At 59.9% G+C, this 21,046-nt stretch carries 17 protein-coding genes; 15 read left to right on the top strand and 2 right to left on the bottom strand.

The features are described from left to right. Positions 1-31 precede the first annotated feature (31 nt). The 6 genes from ABF824_RS06345 to thiD all read left to right on the top strand — a co-directional run bounded on the left by ABF824_RS06345 (position 32) and on the right by thiD (position 6,074). A complete protein-coding gene (locus ABF824_RS06345; RefSeq protein ID WP_415487181.1) occupies positions 32-817 on the top strand; it encodes a HesA/MoeB/ThiF family protein in 786 nt (261 codons plus the stop codon). Next, entirely contained in the window at positions 798-1,208 is a 411-nt protein-coding gene (locus ABF824_RS06350; protein WP_415487183.1) for a DsrE family protein, read from the top strand. The genes ABF824_RS06345 and ABF824_RS06350 overlap by 20 nt, the downstream gene beginning before the upstream one ends. Before the next feature lie 78 nt (positions 1,209-1,286). Then, on the top strand, positions 1,287-2,300 hold the full coding sequence (locus ABF824_RS06355) for an SH3 domain-containing protein (protein WP_415487185.1): 1,014 nt from the start codon (positions 1,287-1,289) through the stop codon (positions 2,298-2,300). Between the two features lie 96 nt (positions 2,301-2,396). Next, positions 2,397-3,830: a pyruvate kinase gene (gene pyk / locus ABF824_RS06360; protein ID WP_415487187.1), complete on the top strand. Its 1,434-nt coding sequence runs from the start codon at positions 2,397-2,399 to the stop codon at positions 3,828-3,830. Positions 3,831-3,905: 75 nt separating this feature from the next. After that, positions 3,906-5,267 (top strand): phosphoglucosamine mutase, encoded by a 1,362-nt coding sequence (glmM, locus tag ABF824_RS06365; protein WP_415487189.1) that lies wholly within the window; start codon positions 3,906-3,908, stop codon positions 5,265-5,267. Between the two features lie 3 nt (positions 5,268-5,270). Continuing rightward, positions 5,271-6,074 carry a bifunctional hydroxymethylpyrimidine kinase/phosphomethylpyrimidine kinase gene (thiD, locus tag ABF824_RS06370; RefSeq protein ID WP_415487191.1) on the top strand — a complete coding sequence of 268 codons (804 nt, stop codon included), beginning with the start codon at positions 5,271-5,273 and terminating at the stop codon, positions 6,072-6,074. 59 nt (positions 6,075-6,133) lie between these two features. Here thiD and ABF824_RS06375 read toward each other — a convergent pair whose 3' ends face one another. After that, positions 6,134-6,868 (bottom strand): response regulator transcription factor, encoded by a 735-nt coding sequence (locus ABF824_RS06375; protein ID WP_415487193.1) that lies wholly within the window; start codon positions 6,866-6,868, stop codon positions 6,134-6,136. Positions 6,869-7,078: 210 nt separating this feature from the next. Between ABF824_RS06375 and ABF824_RS06380 the strand changes: the two genes are divergently transcribed. The 9 genes from ABF824_RS06380 (at position 7,079) to ABF824_RS06420 (ending at position 19,968) form a co-directional block, all read left to right on the top strand. Next, positions 7,079-8,461 (top strand): FliI/YscN family ATPase, encoded by a 1,383-nt coding sequence (locus tag ABF824_RS06380; RefSeq protein WP_415487195.1) that lies wholly within the window; start codon positions 7,079-7,081, stop codon positions 8,459-8,461. 37 nt (positions 8,462-8,498) lie between these two features. Further along, on the top strand, positions 8,499-8,933 hold the full coding sequence (locus ABF824_RS06385; RefSeq protein WP_415487197.1) for a flagellar export protein FliJ: 435 nt from the start codon (positions 8,499-8,501) through the stop codon (positions 8,931-8,933). A gap of 110 nt (positions 8,934-9,043) precedes the next feature. Next, positions 9,044-9,505 carry a tRNA (adenosine(37)-N6)-threonylcarbamoyltransferase complex ATPase subunit type 1 TsaE gene (tsaE, locus tag ABF824_RS06390; RefSeq protein WP_415487199.1) on the top strand — a complete coding sequence of 154 codons (462 nt, stop codon included), beginning with the start codon at positions 9,044-9,046 and terminating at the stop codon, positions 9,503-9,505. A gap of 49 nt (positions 9,506-9,554) precedes the next feature. Then, positions 9,555-12,629 (top strand): double-strand break repair protein AddB, encoded by a 3,075-nt coding sequence (gene addB / locus ABF824_RS06395; RefSeq protein WP_415487201.1) that lies wholly within the window; start codon positions 9,555-9,557, stop codon positions 12,627-12,629. Further along, on the top strand, positions 12,626-16,144 hold the full coding sequence (addA, locus tag ABF824_RS06400) for a double-strand break repair helicase AddA (RefSeq protein ID WP_415487203.1): 3,519 nt from the start codon (positions 12,626-12,628) through the stop codon (positions 16,142-16,144). The genes addB and addA overlap by 4 nt, the downstream gene beginning before the upstream one ends. Continuing rightward, positions 16,141-16,755, top strand: a complete 615-nt coding sequence (locus tag ABF824_RS06405) for a hypothetical protein (protein ID WP_415487205.1) — start codon at positions 16,141-16,143, stop codon at positions 16,753-16,755. The genes addA and ABF824_RS06405 overlap by 4 nt, the downstream gene beginning before the upstream one ends. A 131-nt stretch (positions 16,756-16,886) precedes the next feature. Then, positions 16,887-17,213 (top strand): thioredoxin TrxA, encoded by a 327-nt coding sequence (gene trxA / locus ABF824_RS06410; RefSeq protein ID WP_415487207.1) that lies wholly within the window; start codon positions 16,887-16,889, stop codon positions 17,211-17,213. A 416-nt stretch (positions 17,214-17,629) separates the two neighbouring features. Further along, a complete protein-coding gene (locus ABF824_RS06415) occupies positions 17,630-18,058 on the top strand; it encodes a hypothetical protein (protein WP_415487209.1) in 429 nt (142 codons plus the stop codon). Positions 18,059-18,393: 335 nt separating this feature from the next. Continuing rightward, positions 18,394-19,968 carry a 2-isopropylmalate synthase gene (locus ABF824_RS06420; protein WP_415487211.1) on the top strand — a complete coding sequence of 525 codons (1,575 nt, stop codon included), beginning with the start codon at positions 18,394-18,396 and terminating at the stop codon, positions 19,966-19,968. A gap of 30 nt (positions 19,969-19,998) precedes the next feature. Here the strand turns inward: ABF824_RS06420 and ABF824_RS06425 are convergent, their stop codons facing one another. Further along, on the bottom strand, positions 19,999-20,889 hold the full coding sequence (locus ABF824_RS06425) for a L,D-transpeptidase (RefSeq protein ID WP_415487215.1): 891 nt from the start codon (positions 20,887-20,889) through the stop codon (positions 19,999-20,001). Positions 20,890-21,046 lie beyond the last annotated feature (157 nt).

Consider the following 21,046-nt stretch of genomic DNA (forward strand, 5'->3'; position numbering starts at 1 on the left):
ACAACACACCCCTCCCTTATCTGAGGCTCCCATGCCGCTTGATCTGACGGAAAACGAAATCCAGCGTTATTCGCGCAACATCCTCCTTCCGGAAGTGGGGGGAACGGGGCAGGTGCGACTGCGGGAAGCCTCGGTGCTGATCGTGGGCGCAGGGGGGCTTGGCTCGCCAGTGGCCTGCTATCTCGCCGCCGCCGGTGTCGGACGGATAGGGATCGTCGATCACGACCGGGTGGAGCTTTCCAATCTCCAGCGCCAGATTCTGCATGCGACGGATCGTGTGGGCATGTCGAAAGTCGCCTCCGCACGGCACATGCTGAAAGCACTTAATCCGGACATCAAAATCGAAACACATGAAACGCGCCTGACACCCGCCAACGCCTCCGACATTCTTGCTGGTTACGATCTCGTCTGCGACGGCTGCGACAACTTCGAGACACGCTATCTGGTGAACGAAATCTGCGTCGCACAGCGCAAAACGCTCATTTCGGCGGCGGTCCTTCGTTTCGATGGCCAACTCTCCACCTTTCACCCTCATAAAGGCGGCCCCTGCTACGAATGCCTCTTCCCCCGTGTGGATGGCACACCCAACGCCGCCAGCTGTGGGGAAGCCGGAATTTTTGGAGCCGTCACCGGCGTGCTCGGAACACTTCAGGCCACGGAAGCGTTGAAAGAATTACTGAAGCTTGGTGAATCCCTTGCGGGCCGTCTCCTTCTCTGGAACGCCCTCGAGACCCGCTTCACCACCATCACCATAGACCGTGACCCGGCATGCCCGGTATGTGGCGGACAGGAGAGATATGAGTCACCCCGAGACTGAGAAAGCCGATACGAACAGAGGTCTGGCGTTCTTTCTCTGCGACAATGATTTCAACAGGCTGCACTCGGCATTCATGCTTGCCGCCAGCGCGCTGGCGATGAACCGCAAGGTCATTCTTTTCGCCACCGGCCTTGGGACGAAAACGCTCTGTCGGGAAGACCGATTCGACGCTGCATGGCAGGCAGCGGAAGCGGGTCTCACTGCACAGGGAATCGCAACCATGGCCACGTTACGTGAGATGATCGTCGCCATGCACGCCGATCTGCTTGTTTGCGAAACCGGATTACGGCGAACGGGCCTGAAGGCGGAAGACATGATCGAAGGCGTTAAAATCGTTGGAATTCCGACATTTCTCGACCTTTCCCATGATTACAAAGTGATTACTTTCTGAAAGCGAAACATCTTTTCGACCACAATGAATCACGCGCCCTCTTGCCGACAGGCTCAGGGCTTGGCACGGATGCGTGCCATGAACGCATCCCGCTCCTTGCACACCGCTGCTGCAACCCTTCTGGCCACGGTCGCTCTCGTGTCAGCCCCCATGCACGCGCATGCCGCCACCGAGACAACCACGCACCATCACCACGCCAAAAAAGGTGAGGCACAGTCTCACAAGACCGCGGCGGCCACTAAAAAAACCAAGCACACCGCCCATCACGCGGAGAGCGGAAGTACGACCACCGCGGCGAAGCATGTGAAGAAGAAGCATGCAGCGACGGAAAAAGGACATGTCGAGCATCCTGCTGCCAGCAAACCCCACCATGCCGCGCATGCAGTAAAACACCCACCCGCGGCTGAACGGCCCGGCGTTGTGCCTGTGCCCGCACCGGGGGACGGCGGAGACCAGAGCGCACCTGATGCGTCGCCCGAAAACGCACCTCCCGGACAGGATCCAAACAAGGGCAGCAACACCGGCCTTCCCCTGCCCCGCTTTGCCGCGTTGCGCGCCGACGAGGTAAATCTACGGGCAGGTCCCGGACAGCGTTATCCAATCCAGTGGGTCTATCACCGTCGCGGCCTGCCCGTGATGATCGAACGGGAGTTCGATGTCTGGCGGCTGATCGAGGATACTGACGGCGTAAAAGGCTGGGTGCATCAGGCCACGCTGGTTGGTTCGCGTGATTTTGTCATCCCGACACCGGGCGGCTCTGCTCCAGCTGCCGCCAGCGAGACGGCTGCTGCACCTTCGACCGACAAAAAGACCAGTGAGCAGCCCACAGGCAAGCACACAGAATCACGTATCATCGGGCATGTGTCCACCGCTGCCGATGTGACGAAAATTCCGGGAGCCGTCATTCTCCACGCTTCCGGCGATGAAGATTCCGCTGCCGTGGCCGTCCTCTCCCCCGGCACGGTTGGCACGATCAAGGCCTGCGCTGCGGGTTCTTCGTGGTGCAAGGTCACGGTCCAGCATTACGACGGCTGGCTCCAGCGCAGTCAGATCTGGGGCCTTTCCCCTGACGAGGCTTATCCCCCCTCCTGAAACAGCCCTCGCGTAGGGTCATAACCAGCCCACGTGACAATCCTTCCCCTCTCGTTCAGTCTTCGGGCGAACGGTTAACAGGGGAAGGAATGACCCATGGTCGCCGCACAATGCCGCACAAAAATCGTCGCCACACTCGGTCCCGCCTCTTCGTCGATTGAAACAATCCGGCGCCTTGCTGCGTCGGGTGCGGATGTATTCCGTTTCAACTTCTCGCACGGCACGCATGAAGACCATGCAGCCCGCTATCGGATCGTCCGTCAGATAGAGGCCGAGTTGGGGCGTCCGCTGGGTGTGCTGGCTGATCTGCAAGGCCCGAAACTCCGTGTCGGTCACTTTGCGGACGGCAGAATCATCCTGAAAGCCGGTCAGTCTTTCCGGCTCGACCTCGATGACACACCGGGCGATACGACGCGCGTCAATCTGCCTCATCGGGAAATCATCGCGGTCGCCAAGGAAGGCTGTTCGCTGCTCCTTGATGACGGCAAACTGAAACTGACGGTCAAAACGGTCGGCGCGGATTTTCTCGACACGGAAGTGGTGGTCGGAGGACCGCTCAGCGATCACAAGGGCGTCAATGTGCCGGATGTGGCGCTCCCCATTCCTGCCTTGACCGAACGAGACAAGGAGAACCTCGCCTTCGCTCTTGATCTCGGTGCCGACTTCATTGCCCTGTCCTTCGTGCAACGTCCTGAAGACGTGCTTGAGGCCCGGGAACTGATCGGCTCAAAGGCATGGATTGTCGCCAAGCTGGAGAAACCGCAGGCGCTCGACAATCTGTCAGCCATCCTCAAGGCGACGGATGCCGTCATGGTCGCGCGCGGCGATCTTGGGGTTGAGCTGCCACCGGAAACCGTGCCGTTGGCGCAGAAACGGATCATCCGTGAGGCGCGAAAACTTGGGAAACCGGTGATCGTCGCCACGCAGATGCTGGAGAGCATGATCTCGGCCCCCACCCCCACGCGGGCGGAAGCCTCCGATGTCGCCACTGCCGTATTCGATGGCGCGGATGCCGTCATGTTGTCGGCAGAATCGGCTGCGGGCAGCTATCCTGTCGAAGCCGTGACCATGATGAACCGGATTCTGGAACGGGTGGAAGCCGACGGGGGGTGGCGCACCATCATGCAGGCCAGCCGTCTGGAGCCGGAACATTATACGGCGGACGCCATTGCCCATGCCGCCCAGCAGGTCGCTACCACGCTGGCCGCCAAGGCGATCGTGGCGTACACGCACGCTGGCCCCACGGCCTTGCGGATCGCACGGGAGCGGCCGATCGCCCGGATTATCGGACTGACACCCACTATCGGCACAGCACGACGGCTTGTGCTGGTATGGGGCGTGCAATCCATTGTCGTGCCCGCCGACAAGCCCGTTCGTGATACGGAGACAATGGTGTCCACCGCGCTACAAGCAGCCCTCGACACCCATGTGGCCAGCCCCGGAGACTCGATTGTCATCACGGCGGGCGTCCCGTTTGGTATCAGCGGCTCGACCAATACCATCCGGGTGGCGAAAATTCCCGCTGCGTGACCTCTGGCCGCAGGACAGTGGGAAGGGTAAAGAAAGCGGCAATGAATGTTCGCCCACAGCAGGTTTCAGGGACGCATGAGCAAGACACGACAGTTTTTTGGCACTGACGGCATTCGCGGCAAAGCCAATACGGCTCCGATGACCGTAGAGGTCGCCCAGAAACTGGGACAGGCTGCGGGCCTGCATTTCCGCCGCGGCAACCACCGTCATCGGGTGGTGGTCGGAAAGGACACACGTCTTTCCGGCTACATGATCGAGTGTGCTCTGGTGGCTGGCTTTCTTTCCGCCGGGATGGACGTCACGCTTGTCGGCCCGTTGCCGACCCCTGCCATCGCCATGCTGACACGTTCACTGCGGGCTGATCTCGGCGTCATGATTTCCGCTTCGCACAATCCATTCAGTGATAACGGCATCAAACTGTTCGGTCCGGATGGTTTCAAACTGTCCGATCAGGAAGAAGCCGATGTCGAAGCACTGATGACAGCCGATCTGTCCGACCGCCTAGCTTCCCCTTCGGAAATAGGCCGGGCTTCCCGGCTGAATGACGCAGCCGGTCGCTATATCGAACAGGCCAAGGCTTCCCTGCCGAAAGGCTGTCGTCTGGATGGGCTGAAGATCGTCATCGACTGCGCGAATGGCGCGGCTTACCGCGTTGCGCCGACAGCTCTATGGGAGCTGGGCGCGGAAGTCATCCGTCTTGGATGCGACCCGGATGGCGTGAATATCAATGAAAATTGCGGCTCTACTCACCCCGAAGCGCTCTGTCGGGCGGTTGTCGAGCATGGGGCTGATCTCGGCATCGCCTTGGATGGCGACGCCGACCGTATGTTGCTGGCGGATGAAACGGGCCATCTGGTCGATGGAGACCAGATTATCGGTCTGATCGCCCGTTCCTGGGCCAATGCCGGACGTCTTGCATCATCATCGATCGTTACAACCGTGATGTCCAACATGGGCCTAGAGCGTTTTCTCGCGGATCAGGAACTCGTATTGGAGCGCACGGCGGTTGGTGATCGTTATGTGGTTGAGCGCATGCGGGAAAACGGCGCGAATGTGGGCGGAGAACAGTCCGGTCACGTCGTGCTTTCCGACTTCGCTACGACAGGCGACGGTCTTCTGGCCGCACTTCAGGTTCTGGCTGTGCTGGTGGAAGACGGTCGCCCTGCCAGCGAGGTCTGTCGGGTTTTCGCCCCCTATCCACAACTCCTGAAAAACATCCGTTTTGCAGGGCCGAGTCCCCTTTCGCTTCCTGAAGTGCAGGCTGCCCGCGTCGATATTGAAAAGCAGCTTGGAAATACGGGGCGCCTTGTCCTTCGTGAAAGCGGTACCGAACCCCTCGTCCGCGTCATGGTGGAAGCAGAAGATGCGACAACGGTGGAACACGCCGTCAACAGCATGTGCGCGGCCATTACATCCGCCACTCACGCGGTCGCGTGAACGATGCGGGGACGTGTTCTCAGCATTGCCGGCAGTGATTCGGGTGGCGGCGCAGGCATTCAGGCCGACATAAAGGCCATAACGGCGCTCGGCGGATTTGCGATGACGGCCATCGCCGCCCTGACAGCGCAGAACACGGTCGGGGTGATTGATATTCTCGACGTGCCGCCAGAATTCCTCCGCACCCAGATTCGCTGCGTTCTCGAAGATCTGGGGGCAGACGCCTTCAAGACAGGGATGCTGGGGCGCGCCGAAAGTATTCGCGTTGTGGCCGAAGAGATCGGCCGTTACCGCGATATCCCCTTCGTGCTTGACCCCGTGATGGTGGCGAAAGGCGGAGCAAAACTGCTCGCTCCCGACGCAATCTCCGCGCTGATCGAAGAACTGCTGCCGCTCAGCACCCTTCTGACGCCCAATATTCCTGAGGCGGAAGCACTTCTTGGTGTCCGCATTGAAAACGAGAAGGACATGATTGAGGCCGGTTACGCCCTCCAATCAAAAGGTGTGCCTGCCGTCCTTGTCAAAGGCGGCCATATGCCCGGCCCGGATCTTGCCGACGTCCTTGTGAATGGGGAAACGGTCGAGATTTTCAGAGGACAGCGTATAGAAACCCGTCATACACATGGTACGGGCTGCACGCTTGCCAGCGCCATTGCAACACAGCTTGCCCAAGGACAGCCGCTCAGAGACGCTGTGGAAAGAGCAAGAGCCTACCTGATCAAAGCAATTGCCAATGCCCCCGGTTACGGCGCGGGAGCCGGTCCACTGGATCATGGCGTGACCATTTCAACCGAGTGGACCGCTTGAAATACGAAACCACCGCCTTCACCTATTCAACATAGATGAAGGCGGCTTGAAGCCCATGCTCAGGCTGCGGCAGTTTCCGCTGTTTCCTTCGGAGCAGGAACCGCTTCGGCATCGACGCGCTGGAACTGTTCGCGCAGCATGTATCCACGTCCCCACACGGTGGTGATCAGGTTTCCGCCACCAGCGGTCTGCAACTTCTTGCGCAGCTTGCAGATGAAAACATCGATGATCTTCATCTCAGGCTCGTCCATGCCACCATAAAGGTGATTCAGGAAAGCATCCTTGGTCAGAACCATGCCCTTACGGAGAACCAGCAGTTCAAGGATGGCGTATTCCTTGCCCGTCAGATGGACCGGCACGTCATTGACCGAGACTTCCCGACTGTCGAGGCTGAGCTTGAGCGGACCGACACTCAGGGTCGGCTCGCTGAAACCTTTGGAGCGACGCAGGATTGCCTGCATGCGGGCGACAAGTTCATCCGGATCAAACGGCTTGGTCAGATAATCATCGGCTCCAACGGAGAACGCCTTCACTTTCGCCTGCGGCCGGGTCAGGCCGGACAGAACCACGACCGGCGTTGTGACGCGGGAGGCCCGAATGCGGCGCACCACTTCATATCCTTCAATGTCTGGAAGCATCAGTTCCAGCACGGCAAGGTCATAGTCATAATGACGGAGCATTTCGACAGCCTCTTCGCCCGACTGGACATGATCGACCGTAAAACCTGCCCCCTTCATGATCTGGCTGATCTCGCCTACAGCTGCCACATCACCTTCAACAAGAAGAACTCGCATTTCAGTAACTCCCGGTTCGTCGTTGACCATTAGTTACCACCACAGGTTGTATGCGTCTACGGAAATTTCACGTAAAGGTTGTATAAAGATATTTACCGCTCGTTATAATTTTGAAAATTGTCTTTTTTTTATACATTTCACGGGAAAAACAGGCGTTCAACCGCTTATTACGGGGTCTAAAGACGGATGGGGTCGGATTTCTTCGCGCGCATGAATGCAATTTTTGCGAGCATTCCAGCCGCAGAAGCAACTGCACACATATCATCCCTGTCGGGACTCGCTGTCACAATCGATGGACTGCGTGGTCTCGCCGCTGTCGGCGACCGCGTGTCCCTCACACCGCGCAACAGTCCACCGATTCCGGCGGAAATCATCGGTTTTTCGGGCGAAACGGCCCGTGCAATGGCTTTCGGTAGTCTGGATGGTCTGGCGTGTGGAAGTAAGGTGACTTTCCCGATTTTCATCGGTCCCCGTGCGCCCAAGCCGGGCGGCAGCCTGCTGGTGTCCGATGAGTGGGTCGGGCGCGTGATCGACCCACTTGGCCGCCCTCTTGACGGCAAGGGGCCACTGCCTCCCGGACCGCCCCGCGCTGTCCGCACATCTCCGCCCGACGCCACACTCCGCGCCAGACTCGGTCCGAGAATCGATCTCGGCGTCAGGGCGATGAACCTATTCACCACCTGTCGCGAAGGTCAGAGACTCGGACTGTTCGCAGGCTCCGGCGTGGGAAAGTCCACGCTGATGTCCATGCTTGCCCGCAACACAGCGTGCGATGTCGCCGTCATCTCTCTTGTGGGTGAACGTGGCCGCGAAGTGCGGGAGTTCATCGAAGATGATCTCGGACCGGAGGGATTGGCCCGATCCGTGGTGGTGGTCGCAACATCGGATTCGCCGCCTCTGATGCGTCGGGAGGCCGCTTACGCCGCGCTCACGGTCGCTGAGTATTTCAGCGATGAAGGAAAGTCGGCCCTCCTGCTGATGGATAGCGTAACGCGCTTCTGTCAGGCACTGCGTGAGATCGGACTGTCCATGGGGGAACCCCCTGCAACCCGAGGTTATCCGCCTTCTGTTTTCGCCGAACTTCCCCGCCTTCTGGAACGGGCCGGTCCGGGCGTCGTGCGACCGGATGGGTCTGCGGGGCAGATTTCAGCTCTGTTCTCCGTTCTGGTCGAGGGTGACGATCAGAACGAACCCATTGCCGATGCGGTGCGCGGCATTCTGGACGGTCATATTGTCATGGACCGTCGCATCGCCGATTCCGGACGCTATCCCGCCATCGACGTTCTGCGTTCTCTCTCCCGAACGGTGCCCGGCTGCAATTCCGCCGACGAAAATGAACTGACCCAGCGCGCCCGCGCCCTGCTCGCCACCTACGCCGAAATGGCCGACATGATCCGTCTGGGCGCCTACAAGCCCGGTTCCGATCCAAAGGTGGATGAAGCCATTTCGATGCAGCCCGCTCTTGAGGCCGTGCTGAGGCAGGGCAAGCACGAACGGGCCACGCTTGCGGAAAGTTTCGCGGCTCTCCGGAATGCACTCGCCGTCAACCCCATCACGGAAAACCCGGCCATGGCCGATCTGGCCATTTCCTGACCTGTTTTAACAGCACACTTCAGACCGGGACACAGTCATGCCACGCACTCCCCTCGACGCGCTTCTCAGACTGAGACGGCAGGAACTTGATGAAGCGAAGAAACTGCTGGCGGAAGCTCTGGCGCGCGCCATGACCGCTTCGGATGCAGTGAAGAGCGCGGAGCAGGATATGGTGCGCGAACGGGATATAGCGATGGATCTATCGGCCGATGATCGCGTCGTGGAGAGTTACTCCCGCTGGCTGCCAAAGGGGCGGATGGCGTTGGAACGGGCGCGCAAACAGGAACAGGAAGCCTCGATCGATGTAGAATCCTGTCGCGTGCGGGTTAATCTGGCCCGCACGGCATTGGAGGCGGCGGAAAATCTTTCCGAAAAACGGGCTAAAGAAGCGCAGGAACTGGCTGAAAAGCGTGAACAGGCGATGCTGGACGATCTTTCAGCCCGTCGTGCGACACAGAAGCCGGACGACTGAACAAACCATCTCACAAACAACTCTGCACAAGAGGCATCGTGACAGGTAACAGATGAACAAAAGGCGTATAATCGCCGTTGTTCTTTATAACCACACGAAAGCCATGTTTCATGACTCCCCGTATGCTGCGGCTCGAAACGCGAACCGACACTGAAGCGCTGGCCCGAAAGGTAGCAGCCCATGCGCGGCCCGGCGACACCATCCTCCTATCCGGCCCGCTCGGCGCCGGCAAAAGCGTATTTGCACGCGCCTTCCTGCGCACCGTATGCGATGATCCTGCGCTGGATGTGCCCAGTCCAACTTTTACGCTGATCCAGACCTATGATTCGCCTGTGGGCCCGGTTTCTCATTTCGATCTCTGGCGTCTGAAAGGCCCAGAAGCGCTCGAAGAATTGGGCTGGGACGACGCCCGAACGGGAATCATTCTGGCGGAATGGCCTGAGCGACTGGAAGATCTGACGCCAGAGGACGCGCTCCACATTACCCTCAAACCAATACCGGGCACCGGAGCACCCGACGCGGAAGACCTGCCGCGCGAGGCTGCGCTGATGGGCTGGTCCGACCGGCTGTAACGCGCCTACGCACCTTGAAACAATCAGCAGTCCGGACGATCCTGCACGCATGAAACCTGCCCTCGCGACCATACCCGCCCATCTGCGTTTTCTTGATGAAATCGCAGCGCGATGGACAGCCGGTGTCGATGACGATCCTGAACGCATTGGCGACGGCACACTGCTGCTCCCGGGACGTCGCGCAGCCCGCGCCCTGACCGAAGCCTTTCTCCGTCATGCTGATGGAAAAGCGATTCTTCTGCCGCGCATCCTACCCATCGGCGGGCTGGATGAAGCCGAAACCGCCCTCGCCAGTCCTGACGCACTGCTTCTGCCGCCTGCCGTTCCGCCAATGCGACGGCTCGCCATCCTGACACGGCTGGTGCTGCAAGCGGAAACCGCTTTCGGCACGCGCCCGATGCTGGATCAGGCATGGCCTCTGGCCCGGGCGCTGGCCGATCTTATGGATGAAGCGGAACGCTCGGGCGTCGATCTGGCGGTAGCGTTGCCCGATGCCGTGGATGAAGGGTTCGCCACCCACTGGCAGGCAACACTCAGGTTTCTCGGCATCATCACCGCCATGTGGCCGGACTGGCTCAAGGAACAGGGGCTGATCAATCCCGTGGCGCGCCAGATCGCCCTGCTGAACGCGCAGGCCAGCTACTGGAGTTCTCACGCCGACGGCAATGCGCGTCTCTGGGCCGTCGGTTTCACGGATGCTCTCCCGGCAACCGTCAACGCCCTGCGTGGTGTGCTGGGTCATGACCACGGCATGCTGATCCTGCCCGGACTGGACCGGGATATGGACGACGACACGTTCGAAGCCCTCCCCGACAACCACCCGCAGGCAGGGCTTTCGCGCCTGCTTGCAAGCCTTGATGTCCGCCGCGGAGATGTAGAACTCTGGCCTTCCGTTCTGGGCGAGGAAATGGATCGCTCCGTCCTTGCCCGCCGCACGCAGGCCATTACGCGCGCGCTCCTCCCTGCCGCCGCTCTGTCTGACTGGGCAGCCAACCCGGAAAGGATGGACTGTACGGGCCTGTATCGCCTGACTTCCGCCGACCAGCAGGAAGAAGCCGCAGCCATCGCGCTGATCCTCCGCGCCGGAATCGAACAACCGGGGAAACGCGTTGCACTGGTGACGCCCGACCGGGCGCTGGCAGGCCGGGTCGCCGCCGAACTGGCGCGCTGGGGTATTCTGGCTGACGACAGCGCGGGCGAACTTCTCATCACCACGCCTGCGGGCGTGCTACTCCGCCTTCTGACTCAGGCCGTGGATCAGCAGCTTGCCCCCGTTGCCCTGCTGGCGCTGCTCAAACATCCGCTGGTGGCATGCGGCATGACGCCGGGCACATGCCGCGCTTCCGCCCGTCTGCTGGAACGCCAGCTTCTGCGCGGTCCAGCGCCCGCCCCCGGCATTGAAGGACTGCGGCATCATCTTACGGAAAAGCAGAAGAAAGACGGCGCGTCACTGGATGGAGCCTCTGCTGACAAACCCGATGAACCACAATCCCTCGACCTGTTCCTGACAGCCATCGAACGCTGCCTTGCGCCAGCGCTTGAAGCGGCCCGCGAAGAGCGCACACTCCCTGACCAACTCACCGCTCTGCTCACTTCCGCCGAAGCACTGACAACCACGAATGATACTCCCGGTGCCGAACGTCTCTGGCGCGGAGACGACGGCAACGCACTGGCGCATCGGTTCTCCGACCTGCTGACGGCCACCGATGTCCTGCCGCCTCAGCCGTGGGCTGTTCTGGATGGTCTGCTCGCCGCCGTGTTCACCGAGGAGCGCGTGCAGGGGCGTCGCGCCTTGCGCGGACATGGGGACACAACGCTTACCCTCCATCCTCGTGTCTTTATCTGGGGCCTGACGGAAGCGCGGCTACAGACGGTCGATCTGATGGTGCTTGGCGGTCTGGTCGAAGGCGTCTGGCCTCCGGCGAGCGATCCGGGTCCGTGGCTCAGCCGTCCGATGCGAGCGCGGGTGGGGCTGCCTTCACCGGAACAGGCGATCGGTCAGGCGGCGCACGATTTCGCCTCCTGCATTTCCTCCGCCACCGAAATCGTACTGTCCACTCCGGGACGACGTGAAGGCGCGCCCGCCGTTCCGGCCCGTTGGCTGGTGCGGCTGGAAGCCTTCCTGAACGGACGCGGACAGAAACTGGTGGAACACCCGGCGCAATCGTGGCTGTCGCAACTCGACAGACCGGAAGGAGCCGCAACGCCCGTCGCGCCGCCTGAACCGCGGCCGCCGGTCAGCAAGCGGCCACGCAGGCTGAGTGTCACGGAAATCGAAACGTGGATACGCGATCCGTACGCCATCTATGCCCGTCATGTCCTACAGCTACGGCCACTCGACCCGCTCGAACAGTCGGTGGACGCCTCCGATTACGGCATGCTGGTGCATGGTGCCCTCGACGCATGGTTTCGGGTTCATGGCACGAACTGGCCCGCCAAGGCGGAGGCCTCTCTGAGAAAGGCTTTTCTCGATAGTCTGGAGGCGGTCAGCCTGCGTCCTGCGCTGGCGGCATGGTGGCGCCCCCGCCTGCTGCGCATTGCCGACTGGGTGGCGCAGGCGGAAGGCGCGCGCCGCAAGGAAACCGCTCCCGTCGCCATTCTGACCGAAGCAAAAGGACGAGCCACCGTCACAGATGCTCCGGGAGGACCATTCACTCTGACGGGGCGTGCTGACCGCATCGATCTGTTCAGTGAGGGCGGAGCGGCGCTGCTGGACTACAAGACAGGCTCCGTGCCTTCGACAAAAGACGTGCTGGCAGGCTGGAGTCCGCAGTTACCACTGGAGGCGGCCATGCTGACGCTCGGAGCATTCCCCGAGACCACAAAAGCGCTTCCTTCCGACGCAAAACTGGAAGCGCGCGATCTGATTTACTGGCGTCTGACGGGTGGTGCGGAGGCCGGATCGGAAACCGTGGTGAAAAGCAAGGGCAAGGAAGAACTCACCATTGCAGCCCTTGCTACGCAGGCATGGGAAAGCCTGCGAGAGCGTATCCACGCTTATGACAGCAAGGCGCAGCCTTATCTTTCGCACCCTCATCCCGGCCAGACACCGCGTTTCGCCGATTATGCCCAGCTTGCGCGTGTCGCGGAATGGAGCACGGCGCGCGAGGACGGCGCAGAATGACTACTGCCAAGAACGCCATCGACCTCGCCAACGAGCAGCAGAACGCCGCTTCTGATCCGAACGCCTCCGTGTTCGTCTCGGCTTCGGCAGGCAGCGGCAAAACCAAACTGCTCATCGATCGTCTGTTGCGGCTTATGCTGCCGCGTCCGAACCCGCACGATCCTGCCGGTCCGCTTATCCCGGGCACATGGCCCGGACGCATTCTCTGCCTGACCTTCACCAAGGCTGCGGCAGCGGAAATGGCCATCCGGCTCCAGCGCACTCTCGGTACATGGGTGACGATGACGGATGAGGATCTGGACAGGGCGCTCCGCAAACTGAATGTCCCGCCCTCCGCTCGTCCGGAAGCCCGCGCCCTGTTCGCCCGTGTGCTCGACCTGCCTGGCGGCATGCGTATCGGCACCATTCACGCCTTCTGCCAGTCGCTCCTGCGCCGCTTCCCACTAGAAGCCGCCACCAACCCGCATTTCACGCTGATGGAGGATACGGACGCCACCCTCGCGCTGACGGATGCCACCGAGACGGAACTGGGACGTCTGCCTGCCGGACTGGTCGCGCCTCTCGCTGCGCAGATTTCCCTCCTGGATTTAACAGGCATTCTTGCCACCCTCCGCAGTTGCGGACAGGGAAGCGAGGCATTGCGGCTGGCGCGATCCGATGTGGCAGGACTGCGCACCCTTCTTCTTGGTGCGCTTGGTGTAAAGAATGCGCCGAAGGGCGACCCGATCCTGACGGCCTGCTCAGCGTTTCCCGATGAGGAAAAGCTGCGTGCTGCTCTCAGAACAATGGCGGAAACAGCGCCTGCGACAGCAAAACGCAGGGCTACGGCGATGCTCGACTGGCTTTCGCTCCAACAACCAGAAAGAGCCGCGCAATGGGCTGACTGGCGCGGCATGTTCCTCACCAGCACGGGTGCACCGCGTAAACATGCTGGCGCCAGTGAGAAATATGCGAAAGAAAACCCGGAGGTTCTCGAACAGTTCGAGACCGAGGCGGCCCGCATTCTTGGCGTCGAAGAAACCCGTCGCGCCATCGCTCTTGCGGACCTGACACTCGCCCTCCTCCGCACCGCCGCGCCTGTGCTGGACGTGTATACCACCGGCAAGAATCTGCGCGGACAGGTGGAATATGATGATCTCATCCACCGCACGCTCGGCCTGCTCCGCGCCCCCGGCGCGGCGTGGGTGCTTTACAAACTCGATGGCGGCATCGACCATCTTCTGCTCGACGAGGTGCAGGATACGTCCCGCGAACAGTGGCGCATCGCGGGCGGCCTGACAGAAGAATTCTTCACCGGTCTGGGTTCACACGATGAGAATACTGGACCGCGCACCGTCTTCGCCGTGGGCGACTACAAGCAGTCCATCTACGGCTTTCAGGGCGCCGATCCGGACGCCTTCCGGGAATGGCGCACGGAGTTCGAGCGGAGAACCAGAAACGCAGGCGCACGCTGGCGTGAGCCGCAACTGACCGTTTCCTTCCGCTCCACCACGCCTGTGCTCACACTGGTCGATGCTGTGTTCAGCAGTCCACGTGCCGCACGGGGCGTCAGCGAACCCGGCCAACCCATGCCGCGCCATGAATCAGCCCGCCCTGGAGAAGGCGGACGGGTGGAATTATGGCCTCTCGTGCCGCACTCCAATGGCGACGAAGAGGCGGCGGAAGAACTCGATCCGTGGGTAGCTCCCACGAAGAACGCCGGACAGATTTCCCCGCAACAACGGTTGGCCGATATGCTGGCGCGCTGGATCGCGGCGCAACTGCTTGCTCCTCCCGCCGCGGGTGAAAAACAGCTCACGCCCGGTGATATCCTGATTCTGGTGCCCCGTCGCTCGGCTTTCGTGCGGGCGCTCGTCCGGGCGCTCAAGACGGCCGATGTGCCCGTCGCCACCCTCGTCCGCACGGGACTGGCCGATCAGACGGTCGTGCAGGATCTGATGGCCCTTTGCGATGCCCTGCTTCTGCCACAGGACAATCTGACGCTGGCCTGCGTGCTGACCTCGCCTCTCGGTGGCCTCACAGATGACAGTCTGATGGCCCTCGCCATGGATCGTGATGGCGAGCCGCTCTGGACCGTGCTCCGGGAGCGCCATGCGCAGCGTCCAGACTGGTCGGCGGCGTGGTCCTATCTCTCGGCACTCTTCAGGCGCGTGGATTACGCTTCTCCCTACACATTGCTGTCGGAGGCGCTGGGCGTGCATGGAGGTCGTGCCCGCATCCTTGCACGGCTTGGCCCCGAAGCCGCCGAACCAATCGATGAACTCCTCTCTGCGGCGCTCCGTTATGAAGAAACGCACGCTCATTCGCTGCAAGGCTTTCTGCACTGGCTCCGCAATTCCAACGAAAGCGTAAAGCGGGAAGCGGAAGCGACAGGCAACGCCGTCCGGGTGATGACGGCGCACGGTTCGAAAGGCCTGCAGGCGCGGCTCGTCATTCTGCCGGATACAATCGGCACGCCGCGTTCCGAAAGCCGCCTGCTGTGGGTGCCCCCCAAGGCAGGGCAGCCGGAACTGCCGATCTTCGTTCCCCGCGCCGAAACGGGAACGGAGGTGACGGAAGCCCTGCGCGAGAAGATCCGGGTTCAGGCGGCAGAAGAGTATAATCGCCTTCTTTATGTCGCCCTGACCCGCGCCAGCGATCGGCTGGTCATTTGTGGCTGGGAGGCAGGCCGGACGCTCAGCGAAGACAGCTGGTATGCACGTTGCGTCGAAGGGTTTGCGGCAGCCAACGCGCACTCGGAACCGTTTGATCTCGGTTGGGAAGGTGAGCGGCTGTTCATCAAGGAGGTGCCTACCGCGACGATGCAACCTCGCCACGAAGCTGCTCTCTCTCCTCCTGCCCCTCTCCCCGCGTGGGCCGGTCAGGCACCACACTGGACGCCAACACCGCCTCCGCCCGAACCGGCGTTGGCACGTCCGCTCTCTCCCAGCCGCCCTGACGACGTGAAACTGGGTGAACAGCCTTCCACACGCTCTCCGCTGGACATTGCCGCCCTGACGCCCAACGCCGCGCGTGAAACGGCCTTCCGTCGCGGAACACTGGTCCACGCACTACTTCAGTTCCTGCCTGAACGCCCTGCCGATGACCGCACCGATATCGGCTACAACTGGCTTCTGCGTCCGGGTAACGGGCTGGACGAGCCGGAAGCGGCACGGCTTGTCGCCCGCGTGATTGAGGTAATGGAAACGTCGGCCCTCGCTCCCCTCTTCGCCGCTGGCAGCCGTGCGGAGCAGCGGTTAGCGGGTGTGGTCGGGGAAACGGTCATCGTCGGTCAGGTGGACCGGATGATGGTACTGCCTGATCGTGTGCTGGTCTGTGACTTCAAGACCAATCGCCGCCCTCCGTCATCGGTGGAACGTACGCCAGTGCTCTACCTGCGGCAGATGGCAGCTTATCGCGCGCTGCTGAGAGCGCTTTATCCGGGACGGAAGGTTGAGTGCAGCCTCGTGTGGACGGAGCTTCCGGCTGTTACGGTGCTGCCCGACGGATTGCTCGATGAATATGAGATAGCATGATGGATCGCACCTCGATCAGCGCTTCTTTTGCATTGGAATTTGCCGAAACGGATGCTGGTCGATTTTTGTTCAACGCCCTGCAATATCTCGAAATGGCGAATCTTGTCATTGAAACCGATGCGTTTCGACAGCAGCCATCACGCTATAATCGCCCGCTCCTCAATACCTTGGCGACGGGTATCGAATTGGCTCTGAAGTCGTTTCCTGCAATGCAAGGCGAAACCTTGAAGCAAATCCGAGCCACCAGACGGCATAATATCTGGCAAGTATGGCAGGAACTACCTCCAGAAAGCCTATTGAAACAGCTCGTTTTTGAGTCAGTTCGTCATACATACGATATTGCTTTAGATTTTGGGCCCACCAAGAAAGGAAAAAGCGACACGAAGCTTTGGATAGAGTTCGAAAAGCTGCTGAAATGTCTCTCAGACGGCTTTACTTTCGATCCTTTTCCCTACCGTTATCCCGATCATAACCACAGAAAAGTCCCACACGTAGGATGGCTTGCACAAACATTTCTGCGGGCAGTTGATGAATACTATCGGATAATGACAGGAGTTATAAAGCCCGTAACTCTATCTCCCTTACCTCCAACAACCTTGAAAAATTCCTGAAACTGAAAGGACTGGAACATTGTTCTGATCGCAGTCGGGAATATTTTAGTACGTCCTCCGGGACGAAGGGGACTTGACCTCGCGCCCTCTTCTCCCAACTGTTCAGGGACACCCACGTAAGGACTACGCACATGAGCGAAAACACCGTCGCCGTCAGCGACACCACTTTCGAGACCGATGTTCTGAAGGCTTCTGGCCCTGTGCTGGTCGATTTCTGGGCGGAATGGTGCGGTCCATGCAAGATGATCGCTCCGGCGCTGGAAGAGATCGGCGCGGAGTTCAAGGGCAAGGTGACTGTCGCCAAGGTCAACATCGACGACAATCCGGTCACGCCCAACAATTTTGGCGTCCGTGGCATCCCGACACTCATCCTGTTCAAGGATGGCAAGCCGGTTGAAACCAAGGTCGGCGCCATGCCGAAGAGCCAGTTGAAGGCATGGGTTCAGGGCCTGATCTGAATCTGGCCTGAATGAAGCGGGGTCCGAAATTCCGGACCCCGTTTTCCATGTTCCTGTCAGGACATGTGAACCATCCATCCGCAAAATGCGGACAAAAGCAGACGCGGCATAGCGGAAACAAAGTCCGCCCCACCATGGCCGCGCCTCTTACGATAATTTGCGAACGTTCATCCTCTGTGGCCTGCACGCCAACAGATTCGCGATTGATCTAAGTCAATATAGTTCGTTTTCAAATAAATACATCGTGACCACAAACCTCACGAAACGTCTTATTTTTTAGTAATTATATCCAACACACAAGAATTTCTCTTATTCATAAATATTTTGACGCATAACAGACAAGCATTCAGCTCACTTGTCACACAATCCATCACCTCCAAAATCAGGCGCACCATTTTGGTTTCAAGGAGGTTACCATGAATCTGTTGCGCAAAGCCGTTGCAACAACTGCAATCTGCGGCCTGGCACTGATCGCTGGCGTGCCGTCTCTTCATGCCGCAACCGCGTCATCGACCTCGGTTCCGGAAGCGCCGGTTGGCCCCGGCCCCACAGTGGACAACGCATCCGTCGGCAACATCGCTGGCCTGATGTATTACTGCTATGCCCACAATATTGATGACGACACGACAGTGCGTTCATTGGGCCGCTCCCTTGCCAAGCGTGCAGATGTGAAAAGCGATCCGGCTTACGGCGCTGGTGGCGCGGGGCAGTTGATGGTGGGTGCAGGCCAGATGCTTGATCTGAACGCCGCGGATAAGGACATCCGCACCGCAACCTGCGCTCATGCTGCCCAGCGTGGCACCGAGCTGGATGATGGCACCTTCATTCTGCCGCTTCAGGACTGAGATATTTCAGTCAGACTACCTGTGACGCAAGACTGAAAGCTTCTGCTTTCAGTCTGCTGCGACTGTCAGGTTCAGATGTGCATCTTTTGGTTGCATCCATGATCTGAGCCTGTATGCTTTGACATATGACATCTGCCCGCACCCTTTTCGAGTCGAAGACGCGCATCTGCGCCACGACGTCGTGCGGCCTTTCCCAGCTTCTCCTCCTTCGACTTATCCGCCCCTGAGCGAACAGGCCGACCTGTGTCGGTGCGCTTAGGGGATATCGCAAGAAGAGGCGTTTCGTGTCATGAAGGCGCGAAACTGGGACCAAGACACGTCATTCCGAGGCTTTCATGACCTTCGACCATCCTTCCTTCGGCCGCGTCACCGACGACCGCGTTTTCATTTTCGACACAACGCTGCGTGACGGCGAACAATCCCCCGGCTTCTCCATGAATCTGGAAGAAAAGCTGCGCATGGCCGAGGCTCTGGCCGATCTCGGCGTGGACGTGATCGAGGCGGGTTTCCCCGTCGCTTCTAAAGGCGACTTCCAGTCCGTCGCCGAAATCGCCCGCGTCGTGAAAGGCTCGGTCGTCTGTGCTCTGGCTCGCTCCGGCGGCAAGAACGACATTCAGGCGGCAGGCGACGCCATTGCGCACGCCGAGCGCGGTCGTATCCACAACTTCATCTCCACCTCCCCGCTACACATGAAATACAAGCTGCGGATGGAGCCTGAGACGGTTCTGGACATCATCACGACAGGCAATAAGGCCGCCCGCAACCTGACGGCTGACGTCGAATGGTCAGCCGAAGACGGCTCCCGCACCGAACCGGATTTCCTGTGTCGCTGCGTCGAGGCCGCAATCAAGGCCGGTGCGACGACCATCAACATCCCCGACACGGTTGGCTACGCCACGCCGGAAGACATGGAACGCATCTTCTCCATGCTGAAGGAGCGTGTGCCGGGTGCGGATCAGGTCATCTTCTCCGCCCACAATCATAACGATCTGGGTCTGGGCGTAGCCAACACGCTGGCCTCCCTGCGCGGTGGCGCACGCCAGATCGAGTGTACGATCAACGGCATCGGCGAACGTGCGGGCAACGCGGCGCTGGAAGAGATCGTCATGGCGATCCGCACCCGCCACGACCAGTATCCCTACACCAACCGCATCGAAACGACGAAGCTGCTGAAACTGTCGAAGATACTGTCCACGACAACGGGCTTCGACGTACAGCCCAACAAGGCCATCGTCGGCCGCAATGCGTTCGCCCATGAAAGCGGTATCCATCAGGATGGTGTGCTGAAGAACGCCGCGACCTACGAGATCATGACGCCAGAAAGCGTCGGCTGGTCGAAGTCATCGTTGGTGCTCGGCAAACACTCGGGCCGCGCAGCCTTCCGCGATAAGCTGGCTGCGCTGGGTTATACGCTGAACGACATCAAGCTGAACGAAGCATTCCAGCGCTTCAAGGATCTGGCTGACCGCAAGAAGGTCGTTTACGACGAGGACATCATCGCCCTGGTCGACGACGAAGTGCGTGATCATGCCCGCATTCGTTTTCTGTCGCTGGATGTGGTGGCAGGTTCACGTCGCGCTGCCGAAGCGACGCTCGATCTGGAGATCGATGGCGAGGCAGTCGAGACAACCGCCACAGGCAATGGTCCTGTAGATGCTGCGTTCAACGCCATTCGCAGCGCTTTTCCTCATGACGCCCGACTGGCCCTGTTCTCGGTCGGCGCCGTGACGGAAGGAACGGATGCTCAGGCCCGCACGACTGTGCGTCTGGAAGAAGACGGCAAGATGGTTGATGGGCAGGGCGCCGATGCGGATACCGTTGTGTCTGCGGTCCGCTCTTACATCCATGCCCTGAACAAACTGCTGGTCAAGCGCACTCGGAGTGAACCGGAAGCACTGACGACGCACTGATCCACAGAGGATAAGGGGCTTCGGCCCTTGTTACTGGATGGTCTTGTGCAACGAGGTCATTTTTTGCGGAGCTGCAAAGGAAGCAGCCTTTGCAGCGTCTTCGCCGGAATCCACTACCACAAGCGCCTCGCCTGCAATGGGAGATGGCTGGCGGTCTTTTCTCAAGAGAGCCTTGAAGCGATCATCATAACTGGCTGCCTGTTCGTATTCGACGTCCAGCAAGCCATGCCTGTCCATAAAGACATTGAATTCCGCGGGAATCCGCACACATCCTTCAGAAGCAGGATGCCCTAGCCGGCTTTCCAGAAAATCTGGATCCGTGGCATGCATTTCCAACCGAATGTCGCCGGTTTCGCCGTTGGAAAGCCACCCTTTCGTGGCGTTATGCCACCCGAAATCCCAGACACGCATTCCTTTGGCCCCGATCCCCCGGATGCCATTTTCGTTTTTCGTGCCTTCCGCCCGGTATCCCACTCGATCGGAGGAGTTCAGAAAAACACCAGTGGGGGTGACGTAATAATATTTGCGGCCGGTGGTGCCCGTTGAGACCTTCACACTGCCGATGACTTGCCAGTCGGAAGAGTCCGGTAACGCCAGGACAAGCGCCAAGCGCTGCACCTTGGGGTTTCGATCCACAACAGTCAGAAGCTGCGCACGCGTAATGCGAAAATCCGACTGCGCCACCATCTCCTGCGCTAGTTTAATCCAATGTTTTTTCTGTGCCGTTGTCAGGGGCTGCACAGACCTGACTTCCTTATGCAAGGCCGCAGTCAGACGCGCGGCTTCAGCCATCGCTTCTGCATCGTTCACGGAAGGAAGAGGTGGAATGATAACAGGGGGCGCTTCTCCATCAGTGGGTTCTGTAGATGCAGGAAGTTCTGGCACCTCACTAAGCGCCGCTTCGCACACTTCAGGCATCATGGAAAAAGAGACGAACGCCCCCATGATGGTGAGTGCTGTCGTCCAGCTTCTCATTAACCTACTCCATCAACCTCTCATGGGATAAGCCTCATAAGAGATTTTCTTATCAAAATATATAACTCAATTCGACAAACCATTAATTTGGAAAGATAAAATT

Source organism: Acetobacter sp. (assembly GCF_047721705.1).
GTDB lineage: Bacteria > Pseudomonadota > Alphaproteobacteria > Acetobacterales > Acetobacteraceae > Acetobacter.